Annotated in this window: 16 protein-coding genes and 1 tRNA gene; 10 read left to right on the top strand and 7 right to left on the bottom strand. The window is 62.6% G+C overall.

Annotated elements, in window-relative coordinates:
• Positions 1 to 73 precede the first annotated feature (73 nt).
• Together H1D44_RS00840 and H1D44_RS00835 are read left to right on the top strand one after the other, a co-directional pair.
• Positions 74 to 1,780 (top strand): potassium/proton antiporter, encoded by a 1,707-nt coding sequence (locus tag H1D44_RS00840; protein WP_181512952.1) that lies wholly within the window; start codon positions 74 to 76, stop codon positions 1,778 to 1,780.
• Between the two features lie 56 nt (positions 1,781 to 1,836).
• Positions 1,837 to 2,022, top strand: coding sequence for a small membrane protein YohP (locus H1D44_RS00835; protein WP_181512951.1), 186 nt, complete (start codon positions 1,837 to 1,839; stop codon positions 2,020 to 2,022).
• A 93-nt stretch (positions 2,023 to 2,115) separates the two neighbouring features.
• Here the strand turns inward: H1D44_RS00835 and H1D44_RS00830 are convergent, their stop codons facing one another.
• On the bottom strand, positions 2,116 to 2,652 hold the full coding sequence (locus H1D44_RS00830; protein WP_181512950.1) for a YaeQ family protein: 537 nt from the start codon (positions 2,650 to 2,652) through the stop codon (positions 2,116 to 2,118).
• Between the two features lie 124 nt (positions 2,653 to 2,776).
• A tRNA-Ser gene (locus H1D44_RS00825) sits at positions 2,777 to 2,866 on the bottom strand.
• Between the two features lie 68 nt (positions 2,867 to 2,934).
• On the opposite strand from H1D44_RS00825, the gene H1D44_RS00820 reads away from it, so the two are divergent.
• The 7 genes from H1D44_RS00820 to H1D44_RS00790 all read left to right on the top strand — a co-directional run bounded on the left by H1D44_RS00820 (position 2,935) and on the right by H1D44_RS00790 (position 6,260).
• Positions 2,935 to 3,372: an NUDIX hydrolase gene (locus H1D44_RS00820; RefSeq protein WP_181512949.1), complete on the top strand. Its 438-nt coding sequence runs from the start codon at positions 2,935 to 2,937 to the stop codon at positions 3,370 to 3,372.
• 109 nt (positions 3,373 to 3,481) lie between these two features.
• The gene (locus tag H1D44_RS00815; RefSeq protein WP_181512948.1) at positions 3,482 to 4,150 is read left to right on the top strand and encodes a Bax inhibitor-1/YccA family protein; all 669 of its coding nucleotides are present in this window, start codon (positions 3,482 to 3,484) and stop codon (positions 4,148 to 4,150) included.
• Between the two features lie 70 nt (positions 4,151 to 4,220).
• Positions 4,221 to 4,613, top strand: coding sequence for a sulfurtransferase complex subunit TusD (gene tusD / locus H1D44_RS00810; RefSeq protein WP_181512947.1), 393 nt, complete (start codon positions 4,221 to 4,223; stop codon positions 4,611 to 4,613).
• Positions 4,614 to 4,623: 10 nt separating this feature from the next.
• Positions 4,624 to 5,001, top strand: a complete 378-nt coding sequence (gene tusC / locus H1D44_RS00805; protein ID WP_181512946.1) for a sulfurtransferase complex subunit TusC — start codon at positions 4,624 to 4,626, stop codon at positions 4,999 to 5,001.
• Positions 5,002 to 5,030: 29 nt separating this feature from the next.
• Positions 5,031 to 5,321 carry a sulfurtransferase complex subunit TusB gene (gene tusB / locus H1D44_RS00800; RefSeq protein WP_181512945.1) on the top strand — a complete coding sequence of 97 codons (291 nt, stop codon included), beginning with the start codon at positions 5,031 to 5,033 and terminating at the stop codon, positions 5,319 to 5,321.
• Complete coding sequence (locus tag H1D44_RS00795) at positions 5,321 to 5,674, top strand: TusE/DsrC/DsvC family sulfur relay protein (RefSeq protein ID WP_181512944.1); 354 nt, start codon at positions 5,321 to 5,323, stop codon at positions 5,672 to 5,674. The genes tusB and H1D44_RS00795 overlap by 1 nt, the downstream gene beginning before the upstream one ends.
• A gap of 10 nt (positions 5,675 to 5,684) precedes the next feature.
• The gene (locus H1D44_RS00790; RefSeq protein ID WP_181512943.1) at positions 5,685 to 6,260 is read left to right on the top strand and encodes an ACP phosphodiesterase; all 576 of its coding nucleotides are present in this window, start codon (positions 5,685 to 5,687) and stop codon (positions 6,258 to 6,260) included.
• Between the two features lie 10 nt (positions 6,261 to 6,270).
• Here H1D44_RS00790 and H1D44_RS00785 read toward each other — a convergent pair whose 3' ends face one another.
• From H1D44_RS00785 to H1D44_RS00765, 5 genes are all read right to left on the bottom strand, one after another.
• Positions 6,271 to 7,479, bottom strand: coding sequence for a molybdopterin molybdotransferase MoeA (locus H1D44_RS00785; RefSeq protein ID WP_181512942.1), 1,209 nt, complete (start codon positions 7,477 to 7,479; stop codon positions 6,271 to 6,273).
• Positions 7,472 to 7,993 carry a molybdenum cofactor biosynthesis protein B gene (moaB, locus tag H1D44_RS00780; protein ID WP_181512941.1) on the bottom strand — a complete coding sequence of 174 codons (522 nt, stop codon included), beginning with the start codon at positions 7,991 to 7,993 and terminating at the stop codon, positions 7,472 to 7,474. Before moaB ends, H1D44_RS00785 begins: the two co-directional genes overlap by 8 nt.
• Positions 7,990 to 8,310 carry a DUF1244 domain-containing protein gene (locus H1D44_RS00775; RefSeq protein WP_181512940.1) on the bottom strand — a complete coding sequence of 107 codons (321 nt, stop codon included), beginning with the start codon at positions 8,308 to 8,310 and terminating at the stop codon, positions 7,990 to 7,992. Before H1D44_RS00775 ends, moaB begins: the two co-directional genes overlap by 4 nt.
• A 64-nt stretch (positions 8,311 to 8,374) precedes the next feature.
• The gene (locus H1D44_RS00770) at positions 8,375 to 9,007 is read right to left on the bottom strand and encodes a helix-turn-helix domain-containing protein (RefSeq protein WP_181512939.1); all 633 of its coding nucleotides are present in this window, start codon (positions 9,005 to 9,007) and stop codon (positions 8,375 to 8,377) included.
• A gap of 111 nt (positions 9,008 to 9,118) precedes the next feature.
• Positions 9,119 to 10,054 (bottom strand): histone deacetylase family protein, encoded by a 936-nt coding sequence (locus tag H1D44_RS00765; RefSeq protein WP_181512938.1) that lies wholly within the window; start codon positions 10,052 to 10,054, stop codon positions 9,119 to 9,121.
• 112 nt (positions 10,055 to 10,166) lie between these two features.
• Between H1D44_RS00765 and H1D44_RS00760 the strand changes: the two genes are divergently transcribed.
• Positions 10,167 to 12,914, top strand: coding sequence for a bifunctional acetate--CoA ligase family protein/GNAT family N-acetyltransferase (locus H1D44_RS00760; RefSeq protein WP_181512937.1), 2,748 nt, complete (start codon positions 10,167 to 10,169; stop codon positions 12,912 to 12,914).
• Positions 12,915 to 12,935 lie beyond the last annotated feature (21 nt).

The following is a 12,935-nucleotide window of genomic DNA, read 5'->3' as shown; positions in this document are numbered from 1 at the left end:
GGCCAGAGGAAACCCACCTGCGGGAGCCCGATCGCCCATGGCATAATGGAGCGACTCCAGCCCGAGGTCATGCATGGACACCATCAACACCCTTTTTCTGCTTTCCGGCTTTCTCATCGCGCTCAGCGTCGTGGCCAGCCGCATCTCCTCGATGGTCGGACTGCCCCTTCTACTGATTTTCCTCGGACTGGGCATGCTGGCAGGAGAAGAGGGCATACTTGGCGTTCAGTTCGACGATTACTCCCTCGCGTTTCTTATCGGCCACCTGGCTTTGGCCATGATCCTGCTCGATGGGGGCCTGCGCACTCGCCTGAAGACGTTCCGTGTAGGCTTCAAGCCGGCCTTGTCGCTGGCGACGCTTGGCGTCTTCGTCACCAGCGGGGTGATCGGCCTGTTCGCCATGTGGATCTTCGATCTCACCCTGGTGCAGGGCCTGCTGGTCGGAGCCATCGTCGGCTCTACCGATGCCGCTGCCGTTTTCTCGATGCTCAGCGGTCGCGGCGTGCACCTCAACGAACGGGTAAGCGCCACACTCGAGATCGAGTCAGGCACCAACGATCCGATGGCTATTTTCCTGACCCTCCTGCTGGTGGAGTTGCTGGTAGGGGATATCCGCGGGCCGGCCTCGACTGCCATGTTCATGTTTCTGCAGTTCGGCCTCGCCCTGGTCATCGGTTTGGGCGGCGGCTGGCTGAGCGCCAAGCTGCTGCGCTGGCTCGACCTGGCGCCGGGGCTCTATTCGCTGCTTGCCCTGGGCCTTGGCTTCTGCATCTTCGGAATCACGAGCTTCTTTGGTGGGAGCGGCTTCCTGGCCATTTACCTGACCGGCCTGATGATCGGCAACCAGCCTGGCCGCCATCTCAACTTCATCCTGCCGGTCCATGACGGACTGGCCTGGCTGAGTCAGATCGGCCTGTTCCTGATCCTCGGGCTATTGGTCAGCCCATCGGGGCTGCTCGAATTCTTCCTGCCGGCCTCGCTCGTGGCTCTGGCCCTGATCTTCATTGCCCGCCCCCTGGCCGTGCTGATCACCGTCAAGCCATTCTTTCGTTTTCGCTGGCGTGAGATCGGCTTCATTTCCTGGGTCGGGCTGCGCGGGGCGGTACCCATCGTACTGGCCATCTTCCCGGTGATCGGCGGCGTGGAAAATGCCGGGCTCTACTTCAATGTCGCATTCGCCGTCGTGTTGCTGTCACTCCTTATTCAAGGCGGCACCTTGCCCCTCATGGCGCGCTGGACCAGAGTCGAGATACCCGAGGGGGTCACCCCCAACCATCGTGGCCCGCTCGGCATCCTACCCGAGAATGACTACGAAATGTTCGTCTACAAGGTGGACAACGAGGATCTCGATGACGTGCCCATCCGCCTGTTGCGTTTTCCTTCCGGGGCGGTGATCTCAGCGCTTTTTCGCCAGCATGCCATGCTGCACCCCAAGGGCAGCACCCGGCTCAAGCCAGGCGACGTCATTTGCGTCATTGGGCGCAGCGAAGACCTGCCGGCACTCAACAGGCTGTTCAGTGGCGAGGCCAAACTCAAACGTGAGCGCGCCTTCTTCGGCACCTTCACGTTCGACGGTGACGCTCTGATGAAGGATATTGCGAGTGTCTACGGCTTGACGCTCAGCCCCGGCGAAAGCGAGATGACGCTCGCCGAATTCGTCTCCCTGCGCGTGGGTGGCCATCCGGTGGTGGGGGACGACGTCGACTGGCACGGCATTCATTGGGTGGTCAGCGAGATGGAAGGCAATCGCATCACGCGGGTCGGCTTGCGCCTCTACTAGCCTGGATCGACAGCGCTAGATGACCAGGGGAGCGCAGCGCGAGGTATCGGCAGGTTGTGTTCCTGTTCGATCAAGTAACGGACGCCGCCTTCTCGCTTGCGGCCTTGCGACATGAGGACTACCTTCGTCACACCATCACGACAAGGAGTGTCACAATGCTCAAGTTTCTCGCCAGTACTGCAGGCGTCATCTTTCTGATCGGCTTGCTGGTGGTAATCGGCCTTCTCATGCTGATCTTCTGATCGTTCTTGCACGGGGCAACAGGGATTGCCCCGTGCCTCCCCGCGTACCTGCTGACGCAAAAATGGGCATCCGGCCATGATAAAGCCCAGTGCTCACAAGCGTGTGCGGATGTCCACTTCAACGGACTCTCTATCATCGCTCACCCAGATCGCACCATCTTGAATGGTGATATTGAGATCCATGCTGCGAACGGTTAGCTGTCCCAGTGCGGCCATGCTTTCCGGGGAAATGTCGTAGATCGAGAGGTTAGACAGTCCGGCAAGCTTGTTGCCGAGCTGCTCCCACCAGATCCGAGCACCTTGCCCGCTGTAGGTGTAGAGCACCACCTGCCTCGCGTGGCTGCAAGCGCGGCGTATCTCGCGTTCGCCCGGCTGTCCCAGCTGAATCAAGAGTTCGATGTCACCGGTCAGGTTTCTTATCCATAGATCGGGATCATCATCGGAGCTGACGCCACGACCAAAGGCAAGATCTTCATGGGCGTGCCGGGCGAAAGCCAATAGACGCAGCATCATGCGCTCATCGGTTTCCGACGGGTGGCGGGCGATGGTGAGGGCATGGTCGCCATAGTAATGGCGATCCATGTCCGAAATCTGGAGTCTTGCCTTGAAAACAGTCGCTTTCAGTGCCATTCAGACGCCCCTATCGGGAACATGAAGGTTAGCCGCATCAAAACACGAATATGGGCTGAAGCATTGGCTTGGAAAGTCTAGATAAAAGAAAAGCCACTGAAATCAGTGGCTTTTCATCAAGCAGTGGCGGAGGGACAGGGATTCGAACCCTGGAAGGGCGTTAACCCTTGCCGGTTTTCAAGACCGGTGCATTCAACCGCTCTGCCATCCCTCCGGCTCGGTGGCGAATATTACCAGTTATGCTTACAAGGTCAAGAGTCGACAGGAATTTTGGGAGATTCCATGGCCTCCACTGAAAAGCTCACACCGATACCGGCAGTGGCAGCCGCTGTCGTGCATAACGGCAGGATCCTCACGGTGCGCCGCGGCCGGCCCCCCAACGCCGGCATGCTGGCGCTACCAGGAGGACGAGTGGAGCTCGGGGAGCCGCTGCTCGAGGCTGCAATACGTGAGTTGCGCGAGGAAACCGGTATCGTTGCCGAGCCAGAGCGCGTGCTGACCGCCATCGATCAGTTCCACCACGATGCACGGGGCTGTCTGCTTGGGCACTACATCATCGTGGTGGTCAGCTGTCGCTGGGTGAAGGGGACCGGTCTTGCCGCAGACGATGCCAGCGAGGTACGCTGGCTGGATTCGGGGCAAGCGAGACGCACCCCGGCGCTATGCGACAGCGCACGACGCATCGCTGTCGCCATGCTGGCCTCCAGCCAAGGCCGCTGAAGCTACGTTGACTCTTTCAGAACTAAGGACTTGCGTCGGGAACCAACCGACGGCATTCTTGGTCAACTGCTGAGATCAATCAAGATCAACCACAGGGAGCTCTGCATCAATGGCCTATCACGACACACATGTGGCCCAGCACTCGTCCCAGGCCGTCAGCGTCAACAAGGTGCTGCGCAACACCTATGCGCTACTGGCGATGACACTGCTGTTCTCCGCCGTCACAGCGGGTGCCGCCATGGCCATGGGCGTCGAACGGATGAACATACTGGTGTTCTTCATCGGCGCATACGGACTGATGTTCCTGGTCCACAAGACCGCCAATTCCGCCGCCGGCCTGCTGGCGACCTTCGCCTTCACCGGCTTCATGGGGTTCACCCTCGGACCGATCCTCAGCGCCTACCTGGCACTGCCCAACGGTGCCGCGCTGATCATGAACGCCCTGGCGATGACCGGGCTGACCTTCATCGGCCTCTCCGCCGTAGCGCTGGTGAGCAAGAAGGACTTCAGCTTCCTCGGCAACTTCCTGCTGGCAGGCGCCATCGTGCTGATCCTGGCCATGGTCGCTGGCCTGATCTTCCAGATCCCCACCTTGATGCTGATGGTTTCCGCCGGCTTCGTACTGTTCGCCTCGGCCGCCATCCTCTACCAGACCAGTGAGATCGTGCACCGTGCAGGCGAGACCAACTACATTCTCGCCACCATCACCTTGTACGTTTCGATCTACAATCTCTTCATCAGCCTGCTGTCGATTCTCGGCATCATGAGCAACGACTGACCGCAAGCCAGTTGAGATTCCAGGCCCCGCCGATGCGGGGCCTGCGTGTTTGAGACACCAGGAAACGTCCATGCGCTATGCTCTACTCGTCGAGGGGGCGCCCTACAGCAGCCAGGCATCCCATTCGGCACTGCGCTTCGCCACGACGCTGGTCGCCCGGGGGCACCAGCTGGTCAGCGTGTTCTTCTACCATGATGGCGTTTACAATGCGGCCCGCCTTGCCGCTCCGCCCCAGGACGAACCACACCTTTACGACGCCTGGCGATCATTGCATGCCGAGCATGGCACCGAGCTTCAGGTGTGTATTGCAGCGGCGCTGCGCCGGGGCTTGCTCGATGAACGTGAAGCCGAACGTCACGGCAAGTCGGGGCACAGCGTCGAGCCGCCTTTCGAACTCACGGGGCTCGGCCAGTTGATCGACCTGGGGCAGGGCGTCGACCGGCTGGTGACCTTTGCTCCCTGAGGAGGTAACCATGGCGATTAGCTCCCCCTCGACCGGTGATCTGCTGGTCATATTGCGCCATCCGCCCCATGGCAGCAGCTGGCTACGGGAAGGGCTGGATGCAGCATTGGTGGCGGCCGCCTTCGGGCAGTCGGTCAGCCTGCTGTTTCAGGGCGACGGCGTTCTGGCCCTGGCCAAAGGACAACAGACCGGCCCGCTCGGCCAGAAAGGCACCGCCGCTACCCTGGACATGCTGAGCATGTACGATATCGACTCGCTCCATGTCGAGGAGACGGCACTCGAGCGCTTCGGCCTGGAGGCCAAGCAGCTGCAACTGCCTGCCAGGATCGCCGATGGCGACTCAATTTCGCACCTGCTTGCCGGTCACCGGTTGGTCCTGACATTCTGAAGGCCTGCGATGCTTACGCGAGGGTGCCCATGATCCTGCATATTCTTAACCGCCCCCCAAGCTCGAGCCTCGCCTATCGCGACGCCCTTGCCGCCATGGCGGGCAACGACCGCCTGCTGCTGATCGAGGATGGCGTGATGGGAGCCTTGACCTCTCAAGTTCGCCATTTCCAGGAGATAGAAGGGCGGCTTTTTGCCTTGCGCGAAGATCTGAGCGCCCGCGGGCTGGAAGGCCAATGTGACGCCAGCGTTCTGGTCGTCGACGTGGATGGCTTCGTCAGTCTGACCGAAGAGGCCGACAAGACGGTGAGCTGGTTCTGATGGCTTCCACGGAAATTGCTCGTCACCTTCAAGTCGGGGATCGCCGCGTCGCTCTCGACCCCGAGGGCTACCTCATCGAACTGTCTGACTGGTCGCCCGCCGTGGCCTCCGCCTTGGCCGCAGAAGAGGGCAGGGTGCTGACGCCCGAGCATTGGGAGGTCATCGAGGTGATCCGGGATTTCTACTCCCGGTACGAAGCCTCGCCTGCCATGCGCCCCCTGGTCAAGGCGGTGGGCCTGGCGCTGGGGCCCGAGAAAGGGCGCTCCCTGCATCTGATGAAGCTCTTCCCTGATAGCCCGGCCAAGGCCGCGGCGCGCCTGGCCGGGCTACCCAAGCCTGCCAACTGTCTATGAAGGCTGGACCGTGAACTTCCTCGCTCATGCCTGGCTCGCTCGCGGCGGCAGCGACGATTTCCTCTACGGCAATCTCATCGCTGACGGCGTCAAGGGGAGCGACCTGACCGCCTGGCCTGCCGAGGTGGCGCTGGGGATTCGCCATCACCGCCGGGTCGACGCCTACGTCGACCGGCACCCGGTCGTGCTCGCTGCCCGTCGCCGTGCGCCTGCTGACATACGCCGCTTTGCCGGTATTGCCCTCGACCTGGTCTGGGATCACTTCGTGGCCAGAGAGTTAGCGCTGGACCGGCTGGAATCCCATCTGGTACTGCGCAGCTATCGCGTGATCAGCCAGCGCGGCGCGCCAACCCGCCTGGAACGGATGATGCCGGTGCTGGTGGCGCAGGATTGGATGCACCGCTATGCCGACTTCACCTTCACCTGCGATGCGGTGCGCGGCATCGGCAACCGCCTATCTGGGCCCAATCGGCTGGCGGAACTGGTACCGTGGCTGGAGCAGGACTACGCCGGCCTCGAGCGCGATTTCCATCAGCTGTGGCCGGCGGTAACGCTGGAGCTTGCGGTCGCGCCGGCAGCAAACTGACATGCTTGGCTCACCCGCCCCTGAGCCAGAGACACTCGACGCTGTCACCTTCGGCGATATGGGTATCTGCAGGGATCAATGCCAGCGCATCGGCACCGACACATGAAGCGAGCACGCCGGAGCCCTGGTCGGGAAAGGCATGGGCGGTGACTTCACCCTCCGCCATATTCAGCGCCACTCGCATGTAATGTCGGCGCGGCCCGGTGCGGGTGTCGAAGGCCGCTCGTGCATGAAATTTTGGCAGGTTGGCGAACCTTGGGCAGCCTAGCAGGGCACCCATCAGCGGACGCAGGAACAACCAGGCGGCAACGAAGCTCGAGACCGGATTGCCGGGCAGGCCCACAAAACGGACCTCGCGGCCGTCGCTGGCATCCAGTCGTCCCAGGGCGAGGGGCTTGCCGGGCTTGAGCGCCAGGCGCCACAGGTCGAGCCGGCCGATCGCCTCAATGGCGGGCTTGACGTGATCCTCCTCGCCAACGCTGACGCCCCCCGTAGAAACCACCACGTCGGCCTGCTCGGCAGCGAGGGCCAGCATGGCCCTGGTGCCATCGGCATCGTCAGGCATCGAGGCAATGAAGCCGACATCGGCGCCGAACTGCTCGAGCAGCGCCTTCAACATGGGACGATTGCTGTTGTAGATCTGGCCGGGCTCGAGCGGCTGGCCCGGCTCGACGATCTCGTTGCCGCTGGTGAGCAGGGCAACTCGAGGCCGACGGCATACTGCCACTTCGACGATTCCCTGGCTCGCCAGAAAGCCGAGGGCCGCAGCATCCAGGCGATGACCGCGGGACAGCAGTGTACTGCCGGCGTTAACATCGCTGCCGCGATGGCGCACGTTGTTGTCCCAGGGCACCTGCCCGGGAATCGACGCCACATCGCCATCGAGCTCGACCTTTTCCTGCATCACCACACAGTCAGCGCCCGGAGGCAGCGGTGCCCCGGTAAAGATTCGCGCACAGGTCCCGCGTGCAAGCGGCTGCGGTTCGCTGCCCGCCGCGATGCGCTGGGCTATCGGCAGCCGGCCGCCGGCATCCTCGTGGTGCAGTGCGTAACCATCCATGGCGCTGTTGTCGAACGGAGGCACGTCTAGCCGGGCGATGACTTCGTCGGCCAGCACTCGGCCTGCGGCAAGCTCGCTCGCCACGGATTCACCTTCGAGCGGAGTCACGCCTTGCAGCAAGGACGCGAGGGCGGCCTCGACGGACTGCAGCTCAGACATGCTGGCCTCGCTCGGGGATTACCAGGTTGGCGAAATTGCAAGGCTTGTGACGGCTGTCGAGCTGCTCGGCGAGCAGGCCGTCCCAGGCGGTGCGGCAGGCCCCACTGGAGCCCGGCAGGCAGAAGACAACCGTGGCATTGGCCAGACCGCCAAGGCAGCGGCTCTGGATGGTCGAGCTGCCGATTTCCTGCCAGGAGAGTTGGCGAAACTGCTCGCCGAAACCCTCGATGCGCTTGTCCAACAGCACCGACACCGCCTCGGGCGTCGAGTCGCGGCCGGTGAAGCCGGTACCCCCCGTAGTCAGTATGACCTGGACTTCCGGGCTTGCGATCCACTCGGAAACCGCCGCGCGGATGCGATAGACATCATCGATGACGATGCGACGCTCGGCGAGGCGATGGCCGGCTTCGGTCAGGCGCTCGGCGAGAAGAGCGCCGCTGCGATCGCTGTTGAGATCGCGTGTGTCGGAGATGGTCAGCACCGCAATTTTGAGCGGAATCATCGAATCGCTCATGACTCGCCGCCCCGCTTGCGCGCCTGCCGCGCTTCGAAGGCGGCCAGCTGCTCTGGCGTGGCCTTTTGCTGATAACGCTCCTTCCACTCGTCGTAGGGCATGCCGTAGACGTAATCGCGTGCCGACTCATAGTCGAGCTCGGTCCCACGCTCCTGGGCGGCGGCCACAAGCCATTTCGAAAGACAGTTGCGGCAGAAGTCGGCAAGAATCATCAGGTCGATATTCTGGACATCCTTGTTGGCGTCCAGGTGCTGAAGCAGACGGCGGAATGCCGCAGCCTCCAGTTCGGTGCGTGTCGAATCATCGAGATGCTGCATGCAGGGCTCCTTGTGGCGGTCGACACAGGATAGCAAAACCGGACAGGGCCTGGTGGGACTTGGCTCAGGCGGTGTCGCCGCGGGTACAGACCGAAAGCACGACCGCATCGTCATCGCTCACCGAGACCAGCGCATGCCCCATGTCGCTGTCAAAATAGATGCTGTCGCCACGCGACAGCTGCAGTGGCTCGTAGAATTCGGTATAGAGCCGAATGTCTCCTTCGAGCACCATCAGGAATTCCTCCCCGTCGTGGCGAACCCACTCGCTAAACTCATCGAAGCTGCGTGCCCGCACGATGGTCTTGAACGGAATCATCCGCTTCTGGGCGAGCTCGCAGCTTAGCAGTTCATGCTCGTAGGTCGGGGTAGGGTGGCGCTGCCCCTCGCCCAGCCGGGTCAGGTCGCGGCGCCCCATGGTGCGTGGCTGAACCTTGGGGGGGGTGAGAAGCTGTGGCAGGTCGATCCCGAGGCCACTGATCAGTTTCTGCACAGCGGTAAACGTGGGCGAGATCTGGTTGTTCTCGATTTTGGACAGCGTGGAGCGGGCCAGGCCGGTGCGCTGGCTCACATCTTCCAGTGTCCACTGGTTGGCCAGGCGAATTTCCTTGAGTCGCTCGCCGAGGCGCAACGGCTCGACGAACGGCTTGCGTCCCGAGGCGATGCGCAGTGCGGCCTGCTGATCGGTGTTGGCGGGCATTGGCAGGTTCACTATTGGAAACAGAGTTTCCGCAAAGCGTACCACAGAAGGCGCCTCATGCACCGGCATGAAGCGCCTTCGACATGCACGATACCGACAAAAGCGCAGGCTTCAGCTTTCGAGAGGCAGCCCGAGCAGTGCCTTGACATGGGCCTCGGCACTTCGCCCCAGCGAGTCGGTGTCGTATCCCCCTTCCAATACCGAGACCAGGCGATTTTCCGAATACAGCGCGGCGATATCCAGGGCCAGTTGCGTCACCCAGAAGAAATCCTCTTCCACCAGGCAGAGCTCGGCGAGCGGATCGTCTCGATGGGCATCGAAGCCCGCGGACACCAGGACCAGCTCAGGCTTGAACGAATGCAGCGCAGGCAGCCAGTCATCTTCTATCGCCTTGCGGAAGGCGGCGCTGTCGGTGCCGGCCTCGAGCGGCGTGTTGACCACGTTCTGCCACTCGCTGCGCAGGTAGCGCCACGGATAGAAGGGGAACTGGAAACTGGTGCAGATCAGGATGTCCGGATCATCCTTGAAGATATCGATCGTTCCGTTGCACTGGTGAACGTCGAAATCGAGGATGGCAATACGTCGTGCGCCATGGCGCGCCCTGGCGTGGGCAGCCCCCACCGCGACATTGTTGTAGAAGCAGAACCCCATGGCATCGGTGGCCTCGGCGTGATGGCCGGGAGGGCGCACCGCGCAGAAGACGTTGTCTGCCTGGCCGCGGTAAACCTGGTCGACCCCACGGATGACCGCTCCGGCGGCAACGCGAGCCGCATCGAGGCTGTCCGGGTTCATCATGGTGTCACTGTCGAGGGTAACGATACCTTCCTCGGGCACGCACTTGTCCAGTGCACGCAGGTGTCGCAGCGGGTGCACCCGGCTCAATTCCTCTTCGCTGGCGGGGCGCGCTTCCGACTGCATGGTCTGTTGCAGAAGGCCGCTCAGGGCCAAGCGAGCGCGAATGGCTTCCAGTCGCAGTGGGCTTTCGGGATGCTCCGGGCCCATATGGTGAAGGTCGCAGTCCGGATGCGTAATGAACGACGTGATCATATGGGAACTCCAGAGTGACTGAGATCACCTTAATGCGCCTAAGCCCTTGCACAACAGTGTCAATAAGTCGTACACAGGGAGACATCTTCAGGCTTCTGGCAGAGGTGACGACTTGAGTACCCGGTTCCTGCGCCACTTCTTCGAACCCCGCACCATTGCGGTGGTCGGCGCCTCGGAGAAACCGAACTCCATCGGTGGCATCGTGATTGGCAACCTGCGAGAGGCGGGGTTTCCCGGCAAGCTCTGGGCGGTCAATCGCAAAGGCTACCAGACGGTCTTCGAGCAACCCTGCTTCTCGCGGGTCAGCGAGCTTCCCGAGACACCGGATCTGGCTGTCGTGTGCACCCCTGCCGAGACACTGCCCAAGGTGATTTCCCGCCTGGGGGGCATCGGCGTCAAGGCAGCGCTGGTACTCTCGGGTGGGGCGCACCTTGACGAAGCGGAAGGCAGCAAGGGCTCGGTTCGCGAGCGCATGCTGACGGCCGCCCGCGAGTCGGGCATCCGGGTGCTGGGCCCGGAGTGCATGGGCCTCGTCATGCCGGGCAGGCGAATCAACGCTTCCTATTCCAGTCAGCCGGTCAAGGCCGGCAAGGTCGCCTACCTGGGCCAGTCAGGCATGTTGGCCAATGCCATGATCGACTGGGCGGCCGGACGCGGGATCGGCTTCTCGCACCTGATCACGGTGGGAGACAGCGTCGACGTGATGCTCCCCGACCTCATCGATTACATCAATCAATTCGCCCCGACTCAGGCCATCCTGCTGCATCTCGAGCGCATCCATGACGCCCAGCACTTCATGACGGCCCTGCGCGACGCCTCGCGCAACCGACTGGTACTGGCGATCAAGAGCGGGCGGACACCGCAGTCGGACATCTCCGGCATGCCGCCCACGCCGGGCATTTCCAATCGCGACGTAGTCTTCGATGCCGCCTTCTCCCGGGCCGGGGTGGTGCGGGTCAACGATTCCGACGAGCTGTTCGATGCACTGATGACACTGTCCCAGATGCGTCCGCTCAAGGGTGATCGACTGGCCATCGTCTCGAATGGGCTGGGGCCTGCCATGCTTGCCATCGACAAGCTGATCAGCGCCGGTGGTCGCCTGGCCAGCTTCACCCAGGAGACCCGCAAGGCGTTGCGCCAGGGCGAATTCGACATGAGCAAGCCCGGTGAGAATCCGGTGGACCTGGGGGGAAATGCCACGCCGGAGCGGTTCGTCGAGGCATTGGAAGTCGTCGCGTCTGACCCTGGCGTCGACGCCGTGCTGGTGGTGCATGCACCCACGCGCCTGGCCCCCTCGAAAATCACCGCACAGGCCCTGATCGCCAATCGCAAGCGTTTCAAGCGCAACCTGCTGACCAGCTGGATGGGGCTCGAGGGGGCGCTGTATGCGCGCCACGAAAGCAGCATGGCGGGCATTCCGACCTACGTATCTCCGGAAAAGGCGGTCAAGGCCTTCATGCACATGGTCGACTACCAGCGCGTCCAGGCCCTGCTCCAGGAAACGCCACCAAGCCTGCCGTTCAGCACTACCCCGGATATACGCGCCCGCTGCCGCACCCTGATCCAGCAGGCCCGGGCCGAGGGGCGAGAGACCCTGTCCCACGCCGAGACCGCACAGGTCCTCGAGGCCTACGGCATCCCCGTGGCCACCAGCCGCTATGTCTTCACTCCCGAAGAGGCCAGGGCGGCGGCGGAGGAGCTGGAAGGGCCCTGGGCTCTGAAAGTCGTTCACGATGGCAACTGCCGGCCGTTCCGCTATCGCAAGCACCCCCACCGGCTCTCGGCGGGCCTGCTGCAAGACCTGCACGATCCCGACCAGGTGGCCGAGGGCATCAGCCGGCTATCGGGGAAAGTCCACGAGAAGTTCCCCCCCGTGAAAATTCGCGAATACTGTCTGCAGCCAATGCAGCGCGGCAAGCACTCCATGCAGATCTGCGCCGGCATTACCCGCGACCCGGTGTTCGGGCCATTGATCGTCTTCGGCATTGGCGGCTACAAGGTCAATATCCTGGCCGACCGCCAGGTCGCCCTGCCGCCGTTGAACATGACCCTGGCCGCCGACGTGGTCGGGCGCACCCACGCAGCACGCCTGATCCGCGAGCACTCGAGCGAGCCGGAGCGCGACCTCCAACGGCTTTGCCAGCTGTTGGTCAAGCTTTCCCAGATGGCCACGGACCTGCTAGAGCTGCGCGGACTCGAACTCAACCCCTTGCTGCTCAACCGCGACGGCATGACGGCGGTAGACTTTGCCCTGGACCTCGGTCCACCCGCCCGTTTTGCCATCATGCCGTATCCGGAGGACCTGCGTGAGTGGGTGACCCTGAAAAGCGGGATGCCGGTCGAGGTCCGGCCCATCCGCGCCGAGGATGCTCCGCTGATCACCAGTTTCCACAGCCAGTTGTCCGAAGAGAGCATCCGCTTTCGCTACTTCCACAACAAGTCCGATCTCAGCCAGCGAGACCTGTCGATTCTTTCCCACATCAACTATGACCGCCAGATGGCTTTCATCGCCGAGCACCAGAAGGACGACGGCAGCAAGGAGATGCTCGGGGTGGTACGAGTGTGGAACGACCCCGACAACATCCGCACCGAATTTTCCATCATCGTGCGCGACGACATGGCGGGGCAGGGGCTAGGCAGCCTGCTGATGAAGAAAATGATTGGCTACTGCAAGAGCGTGGGTACGCTGGAGATGATCGGCAAGATCATGGTCGACAACCACCCCATGCGGGCGCTGATGAAGCACCTGGGCTTTCGCTGTCGCTACAACATGGAAGAGCAGGTCGTCGATGCGGTGCTGCGCCTCAACGAGCCGGAAAGCGAGTGGCAGAGGCTGCGCCTGGAGAGCCTTCCGGACTGATTCGATGACACCTCCCCGCCC

The sequence above is a fragment of the Billgrantia kenyensis genome (assembly GCF_013697085.1).
GTDB lineage: Bacteria > Pseudomonadota > Gammaproteobacteria > Pseudomonadales > Halomonadaceae > Halomonas > Halomonas kenyensis.
This window is presented reverse-complemented; position numbering and strand designations above follow the sequence as displayed.

Excerpts from the sequence above, each read along its gene's own strand:
- tusC (WP_181512946.1), top strand. The coding sequence starts at position 4,624 with ATGGCGATTAGCTCCCCCTCGACCGGTGATCTGCTGGTCATATTGCGC.
- H1D44_RS00770 (WP_181512939.1), bottom strand. The coding sequence starts at position 9,007 with ATGCCCGCCAACACCGATCAGCAGGCCGCACTGCGCATCGCCTCGGGA.
- tusB (WP_181512945.1), top strand. The coding sequence starts at position 5,031 with ATGATCCTGCATATTCTTAACCGCCCCCCAAGCTCGAGCCTCGCCTAT.
- H1D44_RS00840 (WP_181512952.1), top strand. The coding sequence starts at position 74 with ATGGACACCATCAACACCCTTTTTCTGCTTTCCGGCTTTCTCATCGCG.
- H1D44_RS00775 (WP_181512940.1), bottom strand. The coding sequence starts at position 8,310 with ATGCAGCATCTCGATGATTCGACACGCACCGAACTGGAGGCTGCGGCA.
- H1D44_RS00785 (WP_181512942.1), bottom strand. The coding sequence starts at position 7,479 with ATGTCTGAGCTGCAGTCCGTCGAGGCCGCCCTCGCGTCCTTGCTGCAA.
- H1D44_RS00795 (WP_181512944.1), top strand. The coding sequence starts at position 5,321 with ATGGCTTCCACGGAAATTGCTCGTCACCTTCAAGTCGGGGATCGCCGC.
- H1D44_RS00815 (WP_181512948.1), top strand. The coding sequence starts at position 3,482 with ATGGCCTATCACGACACACATGTGGCCCAGCACTCGTCCCAGGCCGTC.
- H1D44_RS00765 (WP_181512938.1), bottom strand. The coding sequence starts at position 10,054 with ATGATCACGTCGTTCATTACGCATCCGGACTGCGACCTTCACCATATG.
- H1D44_RS00830 (WP_181512950.1), bottom strand. The coding sequence starts at position 2,652 with ATGGCACTGAAAGCGACTGTTTTCAAGGCAAGACTCCAGATTTCGGAC.
- tusD (WP_181512947.1), top strand. The coding sequence starts at position 4,221 with ATGCGCTATGCTCTACTCGTCGAGGGGGCGCCCTACAGCAGCCAGGCA.
- moaB (WP_181512941.1), bottom strand. The coding sequence starts at position 7,993 with ATGAGCGATTCGATGATTCCGCTCAAAATTGCGGTGCTGACCATCTCC.
- H1D44_RS00820 (WP_181512949.1), top strand. The coding sequence starts at position 2,935 with ATGGCCTCCACTGAAAAGCTCACACCGATACCGGCAGTGGCAGCCGCT.